The organism is Synechocystis salina LEGE 00031 (assembly GCF_015207985.1).
GTDB lineage: Bacteria > Cyanobacteriota > Cyanobacteriia > Cyanobacteriales > Microcystaceae > Synechocystis > Synechocystis salina.
The window spans coordinates 1-16,802 of sequence record NZ_JADEVV010000048.1 but is presented as its reverse complement, the minus strand read 5'-3'; the positions used below and the strand labels follow the sequence as shown (position 1 = coordinate 16,802).

The following is a 16,802-nucleotide window of genomic DNA, read 5'->3' as shown; positions in this document are numbered from 1 at the left end:
GTAGAAACTGCTATGAGACTTGGTGGTCAGTATCAATCTTGCTGGTGTAGCCATTGGCGAAATTCCCGAATCAAAGCGTTTTCCCCTAGGGTACTTCTCTTGTTTAGGAAGACCAATACATCGGAGCGACTTAGGATAGGTAAGACGCTGGATTGTTCTTGTTGTTGATATTCTCCTTCAACCAAGATGTATATTTTCAGGTCTTGGCCGTCATATCGCCAGATTTCTCGGACTCCCAGGGCGGCATAGATACTCAAGCGATTGAGGGAACTGCTGGTCAGGTCAATTTCAATGGCTAAGTCTGGAGCCGGATCTGTATTTAGATCAAAGGTAGTTTTGCCCCGGACTTGGGCTTCTTGGGTGATGTAATAACATTCGTCGGGTTCTAGTCCTTTTTGCAGGTCTTCCCGTCGCCAGGTGGTGGAGCCAAGGCTATAAATCTCTAGGCCCAATTCTTCGGTGGTGGACTCCACTAGCCGACCCAACAGGCGTTTACTGGCTTCGTGTTCGGGTAGGGGCGTCATGATTTCTAAAAGACCTTGATCATAAGTCAGACGTTTACTGGGATTTTCCGCGAGATCCAGGAGCAAATCCTGATAGGTTTGCCAGCGAATCCCCGTTAAAAGGGTGCGGTTTTCGGTGATACGAGCGGGGGTGGAGGTAATCATTGCTCTGACCAAATTTCTAGCTGTTTGGGTCGGGGGACGGTTTCACTGAATAGTAGGCGGCGGAGGTTTTCCAACACATCAAAGTCCTGGGCGGCCTCGGCTACTTCGCCTTTTTCGTCATCGAAGCCAGTGAAGGTGCTGGAAACGGGTAATACTTCCAACACGGCGGCCAGGGCATTTTGGAAGTCGGGTTCTTCAACCAAGGCGTTATTTTCCAGTAGGGTGCGGGCGGCTTCTAACCCATTTGTGCGGGCACGGTAGGCGGCATGGTGGATGGCGTCGAGCATGGAGTTGGAGCCGTCGGGGGAACCGAGGCTATTTTTCAGGGCGCGTTGGTTACTGTCCCAGAGGATGAGGTTGGAGCCTTTTTTTTCGGCAATCTTTTTGACTACATCTTTATCGAGATCGAGGCCGACTACCCTAGCCAGGCGTAGGGCTTCATCGTAGGGGAACTGCGGGGCTTCAAAGGCATCCCAGGCGAGGACAAACCATTCGGTGAGGGGGTCTAGGTTAGTTTTGCGGGTGGTGCCCAGCAGAGTTTCCATACGCCAGCGTTTCACTTCGGCACGGGCAGCTTCCAAGGCATCTTCGGGGTTAACAGCGTAGGGATCAAAATCGTCAAAGAGTTCGGCTTGCTTGGTGCGACCCTTGAGCTTGGGACGGGCTTTGGGGGTACTGCGGGCGAGGGGCCAGTGTTCGGAGAGGACTTGGAGAGCGGGGCCAAAACAGGAAAGGTAAAGATCGACGCCTTTGATGCCATAGCCTTGGAATTCGCCGACTCGTTTACGGACTGTCTGGGTGATGACGGGTTCGAGGTCTTCCCAATAAAGGGTTTCTTCGGGCTTGGCTCCCTGGGGACGACAGACAAGGAAAATGGTACTTTTGGCGGCGGCTTTGTCTTTAATATGCAAACTGCCTTCGGCTTCGGTGTTGATGGGCCAGGACGCGGTGATCACAAATCCGGCATCGAGCAAGCCACTGGCGAGGGCATCCCAAGCACCCTGGGCTTTGTGGGTAAACATGAGGGTCAATATGCCGTCGGGCTTCAGCACTCGTTTACATTCGGCAAAGATGGCTGCCATCCGTTCCCGATAGTCCAAATAAGCTAAATTTTTCGCCCCTTTTTCCCCTTGGAACTTGGCGGGGTTGGCAACAGCTTCGTTTTCTTTGTCGGTGAGTTGTCGAGTGAAGAGTTCGGGGTAAAGATAACCGGCTGTCCGCTTGAGCCAGACATAGAAGAAATCGCTACATTCGGCATACATAACGTTGTCGTAGTAGGGCGGATCAAAGACGACAGCATCTATACTTTCATTGTCCAAGTGGTAGAGGTTATCGCCGGATTCATTGATAATATCTATCGTTAAATTCTGATTTTTTGGGAATAGTTCTTGCTGATTACCTTTGCCTTTGACTTGGCTTAGGTTGAGGTCTGGGCGAGTGAGTTGTAAAAGTTCTTTTAGGCATTTTCCTGTTTGTTCGAGTGCCCAATCGTAGCCTAGACCAACAATCAGAGGAGCCATCTCTGCGTAAGAGGCTTTGTATGCAAAATCGTGGCGATCAAAAGTGTTGACCATTACTTCTCGTTTATTATGCCATCGGGTCATACGAGAGTTATAGTCTCTTAACTTATCCAGAGCGAAACTAAGGTAGATGAATGCAGCTTTTGTAATCTCATTAAATGTGCCTTCATGTTCTCTCTTATCTATCATTTCTCGAAAGATTTCGATACTTGTACCATGACAAAATAATTGCCGGGGATTGAATAAGTCTAGAAAATTTTTAGCATCATACTGAGCAGGAGTATTGCCATGTGTCCACGATTCCGTATTCATCGGCAATAATTCACTTGGGACTAAATCTAAAGATTCCCAGTCAATTAACTTGTCAGCCAGCTTTTCTTTTATCTCTTCGATATTGTCATCCTCTGCCACGGGCGCACGATAACCTCGCTCCCATTTCTCCCGTGTTTTCCCTGTCTTGGTCGTCGTTAAAACCCGTTCTTTATAGACCACTGCAAAGAGCTTGTCGCCCATTTGTCCCGCTTGAGCTTGGGCTTTGATGTCATCGCCATTGATCACCCTTTCGCAGTCAGGATAGGGGCATTGAGCATCACCGCCGCTGACCGTGCCGGGGGATTGATCTTTGACCTTGTGGACGATCTCAAAGTTGCAAATACCTTTCTCTAGATCGGGTTTAAGCTTAACACCAATACCTGACGGGGATAGTTTCCAATTCGGGGATAACGGCACTTGGCGATCGCAATATGGACAGGCGATCGTTCGAGCGTAAAGATAACCATCTGGAATGGTATTTTCTTTAGATTCTTCTGGAAAAGTTCCGGCTAATTTTTCCCTGACTCTCTTCACGAATTCCGAGCTAATTTGATTGTATTCTTCTAATAGCTCTGCTCCATATTTCAAGGGAAATTCAATAGTTGCCTTTTCAATTAATGCAGCGACGGGATTAAGATCATTAGCGATGGTATTAAAACCTAGTCTTACGGATTCAAATGGAATACTACCACCGCCCGCAGTAGGGTCTAGGACAGTGGCCGATCCTAGTCCAATTCGCTTAGTTTCATAATCTAACCACTCTCGATCTTTTTCATTAGGAATATACTTAAAAGCCCGTTCATAACCATAGGCTGCTGAACCTAGTCGAACCCCTTCACGAGTTGCCTTAGCAATTCTTTTTTTTGCCTCAACTGGATCGCCATGAATCCCCAGCACATGAAGAAATCGTTTATGATCCGCATCCGCAGGTAACAACGATGCCAACACCGCCGCACGGGAAGCTACCAAGGGACGACGGGCCCACCAGACATGAAGGCGATTCGGGGCAGGGAAAGGAGTCATCGGGGTTCGTTCCCGCAAACTTTCAATCCCAATCTCCGCCACAGGAAGCCATTCTTCAATCAGTCGTCTGGTCATCGTTTTGCCTCGTTAGTCCTCTATTGTTAGTGTGATTTCAGGAATTATTCCGTCGGATCATCAAAGTAAACATATCCATCGGGATAACGTAAGTGCCAAGGAAGTTGAGGATAAATTTCTTCATCTAATCTTTTTTTTCTAGCTGAGAATGAATATTTGTAATCATCTGTATCATACATGTGGTGATTTTTGTCCCACTCTTGTTTATTGAAGAGTTTTGTAATGGGTGATTCTTCTTCAACTGTCTCCCAAAATTTCAAAACAGGTTCAGAAAACAATGCCGATAGTGTTTCAGTCCGATATTCTAAATCAGGAGAAGACTCAGAACTAAAGTGATTTATTAGCCATTCCAGATCTCTATTGGCTAGATTTCTTAAAGTTAAGTTGTTGCATTTTTCGAGATTTTCTTTTTTGGCACTATAATCTGACAATTTTTTGCTATTGCCATCAAGCTCTATGCTAATAAATTCTTGGCCATCCCAAAATAAAAAATCAAGTTCGTAAAATGAGACTAGGTTCTTATTTGACTGATATTTTGTTCCGCTAGAAGACCATTTTGGCACAAGCTCTTCGTCTTCTAAGAATCCATCATAAATAGTCCAATCAAATGGAGATTGAGTCGGTCTATATTGACGTATTGCATTGCCCAGATCAGCCGTCAAAAAGGACATACGAGCAGAATGAAGCGGTAATAAAATCTCAAATAATACCCTGCCATCGTTAAAAGGATAGCCTAGCCCCGCATGATGATGCCCAAGATATCCGTGCTTTAACTCATCTTCCCAGTCTTCTACAGAGTTGCTAAATGGAGTCTGCCACCCTTCTCGTTGAGATTGTTCAAATTTTTCCTCAGCCTTTTTTCTGATTCCTTTTGTCCAAAACTCCTGTTCAGCATCTTTTAATTGCTGACAACATAGTTCAAAGTAAATGTCTATAAACGCTTCTTCCGAGACCTTGTATTCACTTTGATACCTAATCTTTCCGCCTTTATACTCTCCTGTATTTTCTGTGTAAATATCTACCAAATAATCAAGATACTTTTTGGCAACCCGACCATTTTCTTGAATTTCATTCTGGGGGTTTTTCAGTTTAAATCTTTCATCAGATATTGGCAATATATCAACTCCAGGTAAAAGTTTGATAATATCTTTAACCTTTATAGGCTCATTTTTAGAAGTATTAATAGTAGCACAGGGAACATTATATTTAAAGACAACACCATCCGAATAGGAGGTTTCCATTTGCACAGGAATAATATCTTCGCGAATGTAATCAACTCCAAAAGGAATAAATAGAATATTATCTAACTTGATAAAAATTTCGTTGCTGTTATTTTTAAATAGGTTGAAAGAATTACTCATTTTAGTTTCTCCTTAATCTTTAAAAGTTATGTTGCAGGTGAAAAGTAGTTCATGTCATAGTTGACCCCGATTACACCAATCTGCCGGTACATCAATCGACCCAGCAACGGAATTAAAGAAGTCCCAAACATTAGAGTTGTTCTCTTGAGTTTCATCCTCAATAGTTACCCGGTAACGCATATTGGGTAACAAATTAAGGGGCGTTTCTGGACAGAACACCTCGCAAAAAAAATAGCAGTTAACTGTTGAATCATAATAAATAGTTAGGGATGGGGAGTAATGGCTACAATTGTAATTTCTTGCCGATTTGGCCCATAATGCCAAAACACACGAAAAGCGCCAGGTGTTTTATTTTCTACATAGGATTCAAAGACCTCTTCTCCATTACAACCTTGGATAGCAGTGTATTTATGAGTATTGAGGCTAGGGTGTCGAAGGTTAGTCTCCATTAACCCTAATGTTTTCAAAACCTTGCGATACTTAGAGGGATTTTCCCCTTGAAGAGCCTCCATAGCTGTTACAGCACTAGGAACGAATCGCAATTGAAAATTCATTCATCCTCACGAGATAGATCTGCATACTCCGCAAAAGAACCAAGGGACGTACCCAATCCATCTGCTGACTCCTGTAACCCATGCTTTACTGCCGACAAGGCCCCAGGGTTCTTAAATAACCATGCCTCCCGCTCTGGAACTGCTACCACCGGCTCCAGTAAAATTTCCCCCAGATCATTAGCCAAAACTCGATAAGTCTTTGATTTCACCTCGGTTCCCAAAGAAATGCGGCCACGACTGTCCGGCTGAACAATTTCCTTGACCACTTGAAATTCTTTATTTGGCATAATTGTTGCCCTTCGTGATAATGGGGTAATGGGGTAATACCCACTTCGGTAGTCTAACCTAAATTATTGATTAATGCTCAAACCCCTAACTTATAACTGATATAACGGTTCAAACTAACCTTTTCCTCTGCCGCTTCCATAGCTAAACGACGATGGAGATCCGGATTAATTCTGACTTGAAACCTGCCGCTATATTGGCGATCTGTAATAGGTTCTGGAACTATTTCACCATTTTGTTCCATATCGACTATTACCTCTTTAACTAAACTGGTTATTCCTTCAAGAGCTTGGTGGCGATCTTCATGGAGAAAAGATAGACTCGGAAATTCAGCACAGAGGCCAACAAATTCCTGATCTTCAGATGACCAAATTACCTTGTAAATATAGTGATCTGCATTAACCATTTTTGAAGTCCTCCAGCTTTTCAATGGCCGCTAATACCTGTTTAACTTGATAGGGCTTGGCTTTACCTTTTTTATCTTGAATATTGATTCGAGGATCCCCTTGCCAGGGAGTTTTATAAATGCAATGACTGGTTCCTTGTTGCCTTGGCTCACCAAAATAGTGGTTACAAACTTTAACTAAGTCCGTAAACCGTACATCATTCGGCTGATTTTTAAATTGGGCAACAAGCTTGGCAACGGAAGTCATAGCCCCATTTTAGTGTCACTATTGGCACTGGTCAACGAATAAGGTTTAACGATGGGGGTCAGTCAGCAGACAGCGTAGGGCCATCAACACCCGCCGGGGATTTTTGCGGTGCATGGCCATCCCTAACCAATAGGACGCTTCTTCCTTGCCCATTTCCTCAATCCCTGACCCACAGAGCCGCATATTGTCCCGATTCCGCATAGGGGCCAGCACCCGAAACATTAGGCCCAGCCGAAGCGCTGATACCTCATCCAACTCAAATTGCTTTTCCTGCGTGGATTTTATGCCCGCCAGATCAATTTCCAGCACCTTTAACTGCCGGATTAGTCGGGGTTCAATCAACGATAGATTCCGCCCCTTCAAGCCCGCCACTCGTTTCGGTTGCTTTAAGTGAGGTGTGGCACTACAGGGCATTTGCCAAATTTCCAACAGGCGATCTACCGATGACAATTGCTTTGCTCGGAGTTGATAGCGGGGCTGGGTTGTATTCAGAAGACGATCCAACTGATCCGCCTGTCGAGAGGCGAAAGGTACGGCAATGCTATCCATTTACTTCCCCTCGGCATAGGCTTCCACCAGGGCAGTCCCCGTGGCAAAACGACATAACTGCTCCGTTAACTTTTCGGGGTCATCCCCAGTTAAAGACAAGCCTTGAGCATAATCGATCTCGAAAGTCGTATTCAAGGAAGTTTCCGCCGCCGCCCGGAATTGAGCAGACAGAAAATCTTTAATTGGCCCCACATCGGCGATCGCCCCATTGAATTCAATTTCAAGGCCACTGCCGTTACTGGTTTCATAACTCCCCTCCAGCTTGACCATGATAGTTGCGTTATTAACCCGACTGGCGATCGCCCCCATGAGTTTAAAAGCGTCTCCCGACTCAAAGACCCGCAATGTCATCCTAATGATTTTTTGGACATGGAAACTGCGGGCATCTTCCCAGATTTGGGTTAGAGCTTGCTTTAGGGGTGCTTCATGCCTAAAACCTTGGGGTTTCACCTCAGTAATACTTGGCTGGATAACAAACTCATCGGTGGCAGAGCGAAATTCAGTTACGGTGGGGCCAGAACCAGATGTTGTCCCCGTTGGATAATAAGCTCCACCCGATGGCGTTGGATCAGACGTAACCGGCGGCGCAACAGGTTTAGGTTGACGGGGCCAAATACCAATTTCGGTAGCGTAATTCAACGTATAGACAAAGGCTTGCTCATCAATTTTGATCTCAGCAAAAGGATCACCAGGGCCCCACAACAAATCCTGGTATTTATAGACGAACAAATCGCGGTGGATACCATCCCGGATCATTTTGGTGAAAGGATCATCACCAATCATGATCGACAGGCGAATATTTTTGCGGAACTCTGAGCGCAACTCCGCCGTGCTAATTTGTCCCTTTCTTAAAGTCGTGGCATCCCTCACCGCTGGAGGGTTAGGGGGGTCACCATCGGCCAAGATTAATCGCCGATTATTAATTAAGGTTTGTACCACCTGTTGCTGTCCATCCCCTGGCTTTTGGGAAGTGGCAGGTAAGTCAATGGTGGCATGGGCGAGATTAACATTCGCTCCCTCTAATTTGCTGGGACTGGGATAGAACAAATGACGATAGCATTGCTGGATCAATACAGCAATTTCTTGCTCAGAGCGTTGATGTAATTCTTTGACTTTATCCTGTTGATGTTCAGGTAATTGCTTGAGTCTATCTGGTGTTCTCATTGCTTCCAAAGCCAACCGATATTTAACCTTTTCCTTCATGTCTCCCCGCTTAGATTCATCGGCCACCAAGAAGACTAGATTATTTTTCAGGTGCCGGAAATCCTCGTTAGACCCTTGGCAAGAATAAATTCGCTCCACCAGCTCAGGCACTTGAGTTATATCAAAAGGAACGGCGATCGCGTCGTAACTCAATAAAACCAACAAGGGCTTGCCATTGCCTGCATCATCCGGTACTTCATAGGGGCCCTGGGGAAAAAGAATTAGGTTGAAGTAGCGACCCTTGAAAATCTGTTCGATCCGATCCTGAAGTTGAACCCTGGCTTCATTCAGATCAACCATTTCCGTTTGACGACGGATTAACTGGGTTAGGTTGACCTCGGATAGAAATCGTAGGGGGGCAGCCGGGCGATCGTCCAAATAGGCAGAATCGTGGATAAATCTTTGTCGGGCATCCTGGATAAAGCTGACTTCCAAACCTGGGGACAAAATACTGTAACGAAGATTGGTTTCATCAATGCCCTGGAGTGCTTCATTAAAGGCAAAGGTATGCCAAAGAATATTTCTGGCCACAAAGGAGCCATAGGGAGCCAAGCCACCATACCAGCGGGCATCTAACTGTTGGGCTAGGGATGTTCCTTGGGCTGAGGACACATCATTTTCAATCACCGGATCAAATCGTCCCATCTCCAACTTGGCATTAATTTCATCCCGAATGGGGGTATAGCCTGGATTGATATGATGCAGATGCAACGCATGGGTGTTGGCTGGCCGAGTCACCCATAAATCGGCGATCGTCCGAGTCAACAGTCGCAACATTCCCCGTACCCGTTGAAAAGTGCTGAGGGTGGAAAGTTTATCGGTCAGCAGGGACATTAGCGCTGGATGGAAGGGAAATCCCAGCCGGAACTGATCAATTTGATCACTATTCAATGCCTCCGCAGGTAAATCTTGCCGGTGATTAATCCATAGCTGTTGATAGGCTGAAATCACCTCTTGAGCAGCTTGATCATCAATATGGCTAAACAGGCGGCGGCGCAGTACCTGGACGGTTTCTTGTTCCGTGGTTGGGTTCAACAAAGTTGCTACCCGGCCTGCCACCTTAATCGCTTCCTCCAGTTTCTCCGCCACAAACTCATTTTCCTGGGCGTAGGCATCTTTGGCCCTCCCTTCCTTACCAATCGCCAGGGTAAAGACCACACAAGCCTTTGGAGATGAACTAACTGCTTTAAACAATCCCGTCAAGAATGGAGTTAACTGTTCTTGTTCCTTTCTGCCCTTGATTTTCCGTAAATAAATTGATAACTCATCCAATAGAATCAACGCCGGGCGATCGGCAAACAACTCCCGGATCGTATCTGCCCCCGGAGCCACCCGTTCAATATCACTCTGGCGTACAATTTCATAACCCGCCGGCCCGGCCAATCCATAGGCAATTTCTCCCCAAGGCGTATATGCCCGCACCCCATCCCCCAATAAGCGACCATTCGTTGGATCTGCATTTTCGCCATCAAAAGCGGCAACACAAACTTTTTCTTGGGGAATAAGCGATGGGTCAATAAACTCTTCAACCTTTTCCACTCCTGGCATTCCCGATGCGGCGTGAGTTAAAGCAATCAGACTATGGGTTTTTCCCCCTCCATATTGGGTATCAAGACGCAAAACCGCCGTCCCTCCTTGCCCTGTAAGCCGTTGGCAAACCGTCTTTAATAGGGTCTGTAGCCCTTTGGTGGGATGAGTATTATGAAAAAATTCTTTAGCAACACGATATTCCCTAGGGGCGCTACCATTGATCACCTGAGCCAAGTCCGCCGCAAAATCGGACTCCTGGACAGTTCCCTGCAAGATGTCGGAACGGGGCTGACAGATTTCAAATAGGTGTTTCATTGCGGGGATATAGAAACAGAGGAATTTATTGAATGGTAACTCGGTTTAACATTGCTCGAAGCTAACCCTGTCTGCCGTGGAGTCTGCTTACGAAAGGTGAGCTGAATAGAGACCTTGACAATATTTGTTTTACCGCACTTCAAGCCCCTAATACTTAATTTTTTAGGCAATCCTATGCTACAAGGTGCTATAAGGAAGAGAGAGTCCATCTTTCCGCCGGGTCAAGCGGAATAGGTGAAGCAGTTTAATTACTGAATTATTAAGGAGACCCCTATCATGGATATTCCCCCCTCTGGGGCGCGGCTGCAGGTATTCAGTCGTCAGCCTGCTATTGATTTAGCCACGCTTATTGAAGTTTTAACTGCTGTTGTCAGTAATATTGAAAATAATAACTTAGTTCTGACATCAGACAATAAAAATCCTCAACAGCGACAGTTTATTAAATTCGATTCTAATCGAAAACGCTTAAGAATTTGTACCTCGGGGGTATTGCGTCGTCTTTTTTCTTCGGCAAAATTTCGTAATGTATTTAAGGTTAATTCACAAGAACAAAAAACCGGATTTGTTCAGGACTTCACTCCTCCTAGACTAGGTGAAATTGCCCGGTTAGGGGGACGGTTAGCGGCGGATAATCAGAAGCGTTTACCTAAATTGCTGGATCGTCTTTCGGCAGAAATTGATCAGGCGATTGAGGTTAGTGGGCTAACCGATGCCACTCTACTGTCACTTTTACTAACGGATACTGAAACACAGTTAACAACATTAGGCGATCGCCTTGGGGCCAAATTACCGGGCAAAGATGAACCCCAGGGGGCAACGATCCGATCTGTAGTGTTCCAGCCTCAATCCGATCAGTCTTCTTCCTCGGAAAAACCCGTAGCCAAAGTGATTTCTGCTTTAGAACAGGTGGATGCTCAGGATTATTTTCAAAAATTGATGGGGGCGATCGCCACTTATTTGGAACAGGAGGAAAAAGACGAGGATGATATTGAGGCTGCGTTGGATAGTTTACAAAAGGAACGGGAAGGGAATGATAGTCAGATTAGACGTTTTATCAATTTTTTAGAAAATGAAGCGTTGGCCCGGGTTCGCCTCAACATTACCTTTGGCATTATGGCGGAAATTGCGGCGATCTCCCGTCAACGTCCCTATGGCAATCGGGGGGGATTGGTGGATTATGTGGATCGGGTTTTGGGAGTAGTAGCCCTGGGTCAGACGGAAAGCTTGGCGGTTGATCTGAGTGGTTATTTTGGGACGGGTTGCCAATTTACATTGAATGAATATCTCAACCAAGCCCTCTTTTTTGGATGTCTTGCTGTCTGGCCAGAAGCGAAGGCACAAATTTTTGAAGAAAAAACCATGATGGAGACGGGGGAGGTGGTGCAACGGGAAGTTACCTATCGTTTCCGCGTCAATGGTAAAAATCCTGACACCGGGAAAACTGCCTATGAAAGTCGTTTAGACCGTATTCGTCAGACCCTCATGGATGCCCTTGATTCGAGTCAATCCCAAGGGGTTAAAACCCATCAAATTAATCGTAATTTAGCGCAACTTTTATTTTTAGATAGTGTCATTCCCAGTGCTTTTCCCACAGAGGATAATCCCCTAGAGGACTTTGACGGACAAGCTTGGCTGAAGCAATTTCGGGACCGATTGGCTTGGTTATCTGCCCCTGATGGACTGGGAATTCAGGGCAAAATTGAGGTTCTGATTGCAGGACTGCGGGACAAGAAAAATCTGGTGATGGGCTTAGCTACGGCGTTAATGACGTTAGTGCGGACTCAGGATAATGGCTTGTTGGAGAAAATTAAACAGCGGAGTAGTCGGCAATTTATTGAGGTACAGCGCAGTATCATCAATTGGGATCGTTTGGAATCGGAACAAACCAGCGGTTTATTGCGTGGCAGTGGCGGGGCGGAACAGGTGGAATGGTTTAAACATTTGACCATTGGCGATCGCCCCCAAACCTTGAATTTATTTTCCGTGGAAGTGAAAACTTATCTATCAGGGCATAATCTGGTTTTTCAAAATACACCGTCGGTTACCTTGCAAGCTAAGCGGGTGTTTTCGCCCAAACTTTTACAAATTTTGTGGGTTCCCCATGAAACGGTTGAAAGTCAAACGAAGGAAGGCCAGAAAACCTGGAATTATCAACCAACGGCGATCGCCAAAGATGCCAAAATTTGGGCTTTAGAGGCCGCTATTCAGGTGGAATATGAAGCCAGAACCCTAGAGAGGAGTGTCAAAGGCAAACAAAGCAATCTTTCCTCTGATGACTATGAAACGAGAGCGCAATACCACGCCGCTGGGATCGTAGCCTTTGAAGTCTTGGTCTATGTCACCCTTTGGCGCATTATTCAACGCCTGAAAAGCTTAACTCCTGAAATGTTTACAGCGCTAATGGTCAGGATTCAAAACAAAGCCGATGATAGCCGGGATTTTACCAGTGGCGAGACCTATGTTTATGCCGCGGCTCAAAGTCTGGAAACGGTTTTAAATCAAGATATTTCCCTACGGATGCAGGGCTTTGTTTTGGAAAATCTGAAAAAGAGCGGTAGCAGTTACATCCAACAAGGAAGTTTCCGCGCCCTGTTGAGTGCGTTTCCTTTACAACTGAGTACCCCCACCCCGCCCCATCTCGCCAAAATTGGCATGATTACCTATGCCACCCGTCCCTGTGATGACTATCCCCAGCGGGAACAGGGTTTAAACTATCATCTTTTAGTTAGCAAAAGTTATCTTGCAACGGCGATCGCCGAACCATTTTCAGGTTATCAAATTCAAGCGTTTCGTACCGATGTCGATATTTTGAATTTAGGAGATCAAAATCGCCAACCCCGCCTCATCAAAGAAGCCATTTATCAACTACAACAGCAGGGATGTGAACATATTTTGCTGATTGCCCACAGCTACGGCGGGCGTAAACTGAATCGTACTGCTCCCCAAACAAATTTCTTAATTCAACCTAACTTTTTAGAAGATGTTTTTCAAACCTTTCCTGAACTGACCCTTTATCCCCTCGTTAAAGATGAATTTCCCGCCACCCGTTTATATCAACGTCCACCGAACGAAGCGGGCTTTGAAATCAATCGTGCGGAACACCATGGAGACCTTTGGCGATCACCGAGGGGATCAATGTCCTCACTAGAACGAAAAACGGTACGAGACTTAATTCCTGCCTATACGTTTGCCACTTTAGCGGTGGTCGGCAAAATGTATGATCAACGTCCTCAATCTGGCTTTTGTACCTACTTTTTACTTTCTGAGGAGCGGGTTAGTAATCGAGCCTGGACAGAACGGGCCCGACAACATTTGCTCAATGCTGATGGTAGTTCTTTGTTACAGCCAGGATTAATTAGTGTGTTACGGGGGGTGCATTTTCTTGAGGCAGAAAAACTAGATAACAGGGGAATTTTGCCAATCCTTAATCCCTATGGCTGGATTACCCCGACCACCAAAGAAGCGGCAGGGGATGTGGAAATTTTGAGCAGTCGCCGTCGAGGAAATACTCTGTTGAGCTATCCAGCAATTTTGAGTCATTTATCGTCTGTGTTGCATCGTTAAAAAACCATGAATTCTCTTTTGTTTAAACAACAAGCCTCCTATTGGGGCCGGGTTTTTGAAGTGGCGGTACAGCGGGGGGCGATCGCCTATTTACTGCATCGGGGGCTATTGAGTGCTTCCCATCCCCATTTACAACCCTGGCAAAGGATTAAAGTTTCTCAACTAACCCAGGCGTTAATTCGTCAGCTAAATATCACCGATCCAGAAGCCCAGATTTGGGCTAAATCAGGAGTCGATCATCTATTAGTGATGGGGTATGGCTTGGGGTGGACAACGGTACGGGAGTGGTTGAAACCAATAAAAGTCGAGCGTTATCAATTGGCTGGATTTTGGTGTCCGTTAGTGTTGCCTAATGTGGATCTGGAGGGGGAATTAGAACGGGCAGAAACCATAGCCAATTTTCAACAAAGTTTCCCCCAACTCTATCCAAACCATCGCCCTGATCCTGAGTTAGTGGCCGTGGGGCAACCGGCGCGGGCGGATTTTTTATTGTGGTTAACGCCATTACGGCGTAATAAAGAGGATCAAATCCTGTGTTTGGAATTGTCCTATAGTGTCCCCCCGAATTTACTTAATGATTACCGTGGGGAGGAAGCCCATCGTTTAGAGGTATTGCGCTATGCCAATGTGATGGAATCACGGGGAGTGTTTGCACGGGTTTGTGCAGAGGTGGAGGGAGAAGCAGTGGATATTCCTCCCCGTTTGGCTAGTTTTTTGAATGGGTTGATTAGTCGGGATAAGCCCTTTTATAAACTCTGCCAGGGAGCGGCCTATGTAACGGCCTTTGCCAAACTTTTACGCAATCAGGGTTATCTGGCGAAGGGTTGTCAGGGTATGGCGATCGCCGTCACCAATCAGGGGCTAGAGAGCATCGGGGCAACGTTTGAACCGCACCCAACCCTAGACCGCGATCCCCGGGTGAAATTAATGGAAACCTTAGGAGAGGTCTATCGACAGCGAGATAAAATCCCCGACAGCCATACCGACGGCTTAACCCAAGAGATTCGAGGGGTGTTTAAGACCATTCTTAAATCCTTACCGAAGGCTTTTAAACACCAGGTAAAATCCTTATTAGAGCAGGCACCATTAGGAGAAGATTTTCAGGTCGATATCGCAGAGGTTGTGACAGATTTTTATCAACCGATGCAGGAAATGGCGATCGCTTTCGCTTTAAACAATGTCACGGTAACGCCGGAATTAGAACAATTTTTTGGGCAAAATCCCATCGCCGTTATTCAGACAGAAATGCAAGCCAAAGCAAAAGAAAGGGATCATATTGCCCTACGCAATGCCCATGCAGCGGCGATTATTGCGGGATTAAACCAGGCTCCGGTCGGTGAAATGCGGGTCATTGCATTAGAAGGCAATCCTGGCATTGGCAAAACAACGGCGGTTATTGAATTTTTGCGCCAACAAACCCAGGGCTTTCTCTTTTTTTATGTCAGTCCTCGGGTGGTGATTAATCGAGAAGTTACCAGCAAATTTTCTGTCCCCTCCTCGCCCGCAGATTTACCCAGCCAGTCCCCCGGTATTTTAACGATTACCAGTAACGCAAAATTGATTAATGCGGCCCCTGAATGGTATCGACAACAGCCACAGACAGATCCAACGCTTAAAAAAGAGAGCGCGGTGGTGGTTGACGGTCATCGTCCTTTGACCCTGCCCCAGGACAGTATTCTTTATGTCACGCCACAGCAAGAGCAGGCGATCGAAACTGAAATCACCCCTTCTCGACGGCGTAAACAAAACCTGAATGAACGCACGGATCGGATGACCAATCGGCTGACACCGGGAGTATTACGAACGATCGCCACCGCCACAAAAAATTTACTTGCCGTTAATCCGGGCATCAATCGGTTAGTGCTCACTGCGGCCACTCAAAGCTACCGAGAATTAATCAATAGAACGACGATCGATGGCTTAAGTCTCGTGTTTCAGAACACGTTTAATAGTGCGTTGGGAAAACAAGAAAGACGGCTCTTTGCCGAAAAAATTCCCACCGTCGTGGCGATGGTGGATGAAATTGCGGGGGATGGCGCAGGGTCTTTGTTTTGCCATAAATTGGCGGACTGGCTCAAGCAGGAATTTATTGATCCTTTCACCGATGATGCCCCAGCGTTTCGGGTGATCTTAATTCTGGCCGATGCGTCTTTGGCAAACGAAGTGGTTTTAGATCGGTATCTTAATGGCGGGGATTCAGTGCCAGATAAAGTGCTGATTAGTCCGAGTCATGGCCTTAATACTTCTGCCCCGGGCGATAAAACGGATCATATTTCTCCCTTTCAGGTGACGGGAACCCTATTAAAAGTGGGCAATGGCAAACGGAAACCGACTCTCCATGTCATGACCAATAGTTTTCCTGCCACCGCTTTAACCATTGATTATCGGTTACGGCTATCGATTATTGCATTAAATCCCAATGCGGATGATGGTCTGATCCGTCGCCATCAATTGATCAAACAACAAACCGGGGAAGAGTTGCTGGTTAATGCCTATGGAGAAATTCAACGGGCTCTTGACAGTGGAGCAGAGCAGGTGATTTTTTTCGCCCAAGATAAGCGTTTTTTGCGGGATCTAAAGCACTTTTGCCATAAAAATTTATCCCCTGTTTTGACCCCTGGGGAAATCGAAATTTTGGATCAAAACGTATCGGAAAAACAACGGCTGAAATTAGTCCAATCTCCTAAGCAGGAACAGGTGAAGGTCTTTCTAGTTACCTCTTCTGGCTCACGGGGGGTTTCTTTTCCAAAAGCAGATTGCATTATTGCCCTAGTGCCCCGCTTCCAGGTGGAGTCGTCTCTGATGGAAATTGCCCAACTGATTTACCGAGGCCGGGGATTTTACTCCGATCCGCTAACGGGTAAATGGATTAATGGCGATCGCCGGGAGCGACGGTTAGTGATGTTGATGCAAGATTTTTTCTTTACACCGTCCGATGCTTCGTCCTCAGAACAAGAAGCTTTGACCCGGCACTGGTTACGCCAAACCAATGATTTGTTCACCCTGTTAGTGATGTTGCGGTCAACGATTCATACTCGGATTACCGGGGATGCGGGGCTAGATAAAAAACGCCTGGCCTTTGTCCCCGTGGGTCGTGTTAACTCAGAAGAATTACTACATTTGATGGCCGATGATGTTAGTCAATTCATCTATGAAGCCCATATTTTTGTCGGTGATCCCACCGTTGAAA

The 16,802-nt window shown here is 46.1% G+C and carries 11 protein-coding genes; 2 read left to right on the top strand and 9 right to left on the bottom strand.

What is annotated here, in order from left to right; genetic code table 11:
• Window positions 1–32 precede the first annotated feature (32 nt).
• The 9 genes from IQ217_RS14755 to IQ217_RS14715 all read right to left on the bottom strand — a co-directional run bounded on the left by IQ217_RS14755 (window position 33) and on the right by IQ217_RS14715 (window position 10,048).
• Window positions 33–668 carry a Uma2 family endonuclease gene (locus IQ217_RS14755; protein ID WP_194020533.1) on the bottom strand — a complete coding sequence of 212 codons (636 nt, stop codon included), beginning with the start codon at window positions 666–668 and terminating at the stop codon, window positions 33–35.
• Window positions 665–3,598, bottom strand: a complete 2,934-nt coding sequence (locus IQ217_RS14750) for a DUF1156 domain-containing protein (RefSeq protein WP_194020532.1) — start codon at window positions 3,596–3,598, stop codon at window positions 665–667. The genes IQ217_RS14755 and IQ217_RS14750 overlap by 4 nt, the downstream gene beginning before the upstream one ends.
• Window positions 3,599–3,642: 44 nt before the next feature.
• The gene (locus IQ217_RS14745; protein ID WP_194020531.1) at window positions 3,643–4,959 is read right to left on the bottom strand and encodes a hypothetical protein; all 1,317 of its coding nucleotides are present in this window, start codon (window positions 4,957–4,959) and stop codon (window positions 3,643–3,645) included.
• Window positions 4,960–5,222: 263 nt separating this feature from the next.
• Window positions 5,223–5,513: a hypothetical protein gene (locus IQ217_RS14740; RefSeq protein WP_194020530.1), complete on the bottom strand. Its 291-nt coding sequence runs from the start codon at window positions 5,511–5,513 to the stop codon at window positions 5,223–5,225.
• Window positions 5,510–5,800 (bottom strand): hypothetical protein, encoded by a 291-nt coding sequence (locus tag IQ217_RS14735; protein ID WP_194020529.1) that lies wholly within the window; start codon window positions 5,798–5,800, stop codon window positions 5,510–5,512. Before IQ217_RS14735 ends, IQ217_RS14740 begins: the two co-directional genes overlap by 4 nt.
• A 77-nt stretch (window positions 5,801–5,877) precedes the next feature.
• Window positions 5,878–6,204: a type II toxin-antitoxin system HicB family antitoxin gene (locus IQ217_RS14730; protein ID WP_194020528.1), complete on the bottom strand. Its 327-nt coding sequence runs from the start codon at window positions 6,202–6,204 to the stop codon at window positions 5,878–5,880.
• The gene (locus IQ217_RS14725; protein WP_194020527.1) at window positions 6,197–6,451 is read right to left on the bottom strand and encodes a toxin HicA; all 255 of its coding nucleotides are present in this window, start codon (window positions 6,449–6,451) and stop codon (window positions 6,197–6,199) included. Before IQ217_RS14725 ends, IQ217_RS14730 begins: the two co-directional genes overlap by 8 nt.
• A gap of 45 nt (window positions 6,452–6,496) precedes the next feature.
• Entirely contained in the window at window positions 6,497–7,000 is a 504-nt protein-coding gene (locus IQ217_RS14720; protein WP_228024323.1) for a DUF7680 family protein, read from the bottom strand.
• Complete coding sequence (locus tag IQ217_RS14715) at window positions 7,001–10,048, bottom strand: ATP-binding protein (protein ID WP_194020526.1); 3,048 nt, start codon at window positions 10,046–10,048, stop codon at window positions 7,001–7,003.
• Window positions 10,049–10,324: 276 nt separating this feature from the next.
• Between IQ217_RS14715 and IQ217_RS14710 the strand changes: the two genes are divergently transcribed.
• Both IQ217_RS14710 and IQ217_RS14705 read left to right on the top strand, forming a co-directional pair.
• A complete protein-coding gene (locus IQ217_RS14710) occupies window positions 10,325–13,612 on the top strand; it encodes a hypothetical protein (RefSeq protein WP_194020525.1) in 3,288 nt (1,095 codons plus the stop codon).
• A gap of 6 nt (window positions 13,613–13,618) precedes the next feature.
• Window positions 13,619–16,802 (top strand): helicase-related protein (locus IQ217_RS14705; RefSeq protein WP_194020524.1); only part of this gene is annotated, 3,184 nt, incomplete at its 3' end.

Coding starts and splice junctions, on each gene's coding strand:
- IQ217_RS14755 (WP_194020533.1), bottom strand. CDS start 668: ATGATTACCTCCACCCCCGCTCGTATCACCGAAAACCGCACCCTTTTA.
- IQ217_RS14750 (WP_194020532.1), bottom strand. CDS start 3,598: ATGACCAGACGACTGATTGAAGAATGGCTTCCTGTGGCGGAGATTGGG.
- IQ217_RS14745 (WP_194020531.1), bottom strand. CDS start 4,959: ATGAGTAATTCTTTCAACCTATTTAAAAATAACAGCAACGAAATTTTT.
- IQ217_RS14740 (WP_194020530.1), bottom strand. CDS start 5,513: ATGAATTTTCAATTGCGATTCGTTCCTAGTGCTGTAACAGCTATGGAG.
- IQ217_RS14735 (WP_194020529.1), bottom strand. CDS start 5,800: ATGCCAAATAAAGAATTTCAAGTGGTCAAGGAAATTGTTCAGCCGGAC.
- IQ217_RS14730 (WP_194020528.1), bottom strand. CDS start 6,204: ATGGTTAATGCAGATCACTATATTTACAAGGTAATTTGGTCATCTGAA.
- IQ217_RS14725 (WP_194020527.1), bottom strand. CDS start 6,451: ATGACTTCCGTTGCCAAGCTTGTTGCCCAATTTAAAAATCAGCCGAAT.
- IQ217_RS14720 (WP_228024323.1), bottom strand. CDS start 7,000: ATGGATAGCATTGCCGTACCTTTCGCCTCTCGACAGGCGGATCAGTTG.
- IQ217_RS14715 (WP_194020526.1), bottom strand. CDS start 10,048: ATGAAACACCTATTTGAAATCTGTCAGCCCCGTTCCGACATCTTGCAG.
- IQ217_RS14710 (WP_194020525.1), top strand. CDS start 10,325: ATGGATATTCCCCCCTCTGGGGCGCGGCTGCAGGTATTCAGTCGTCAG.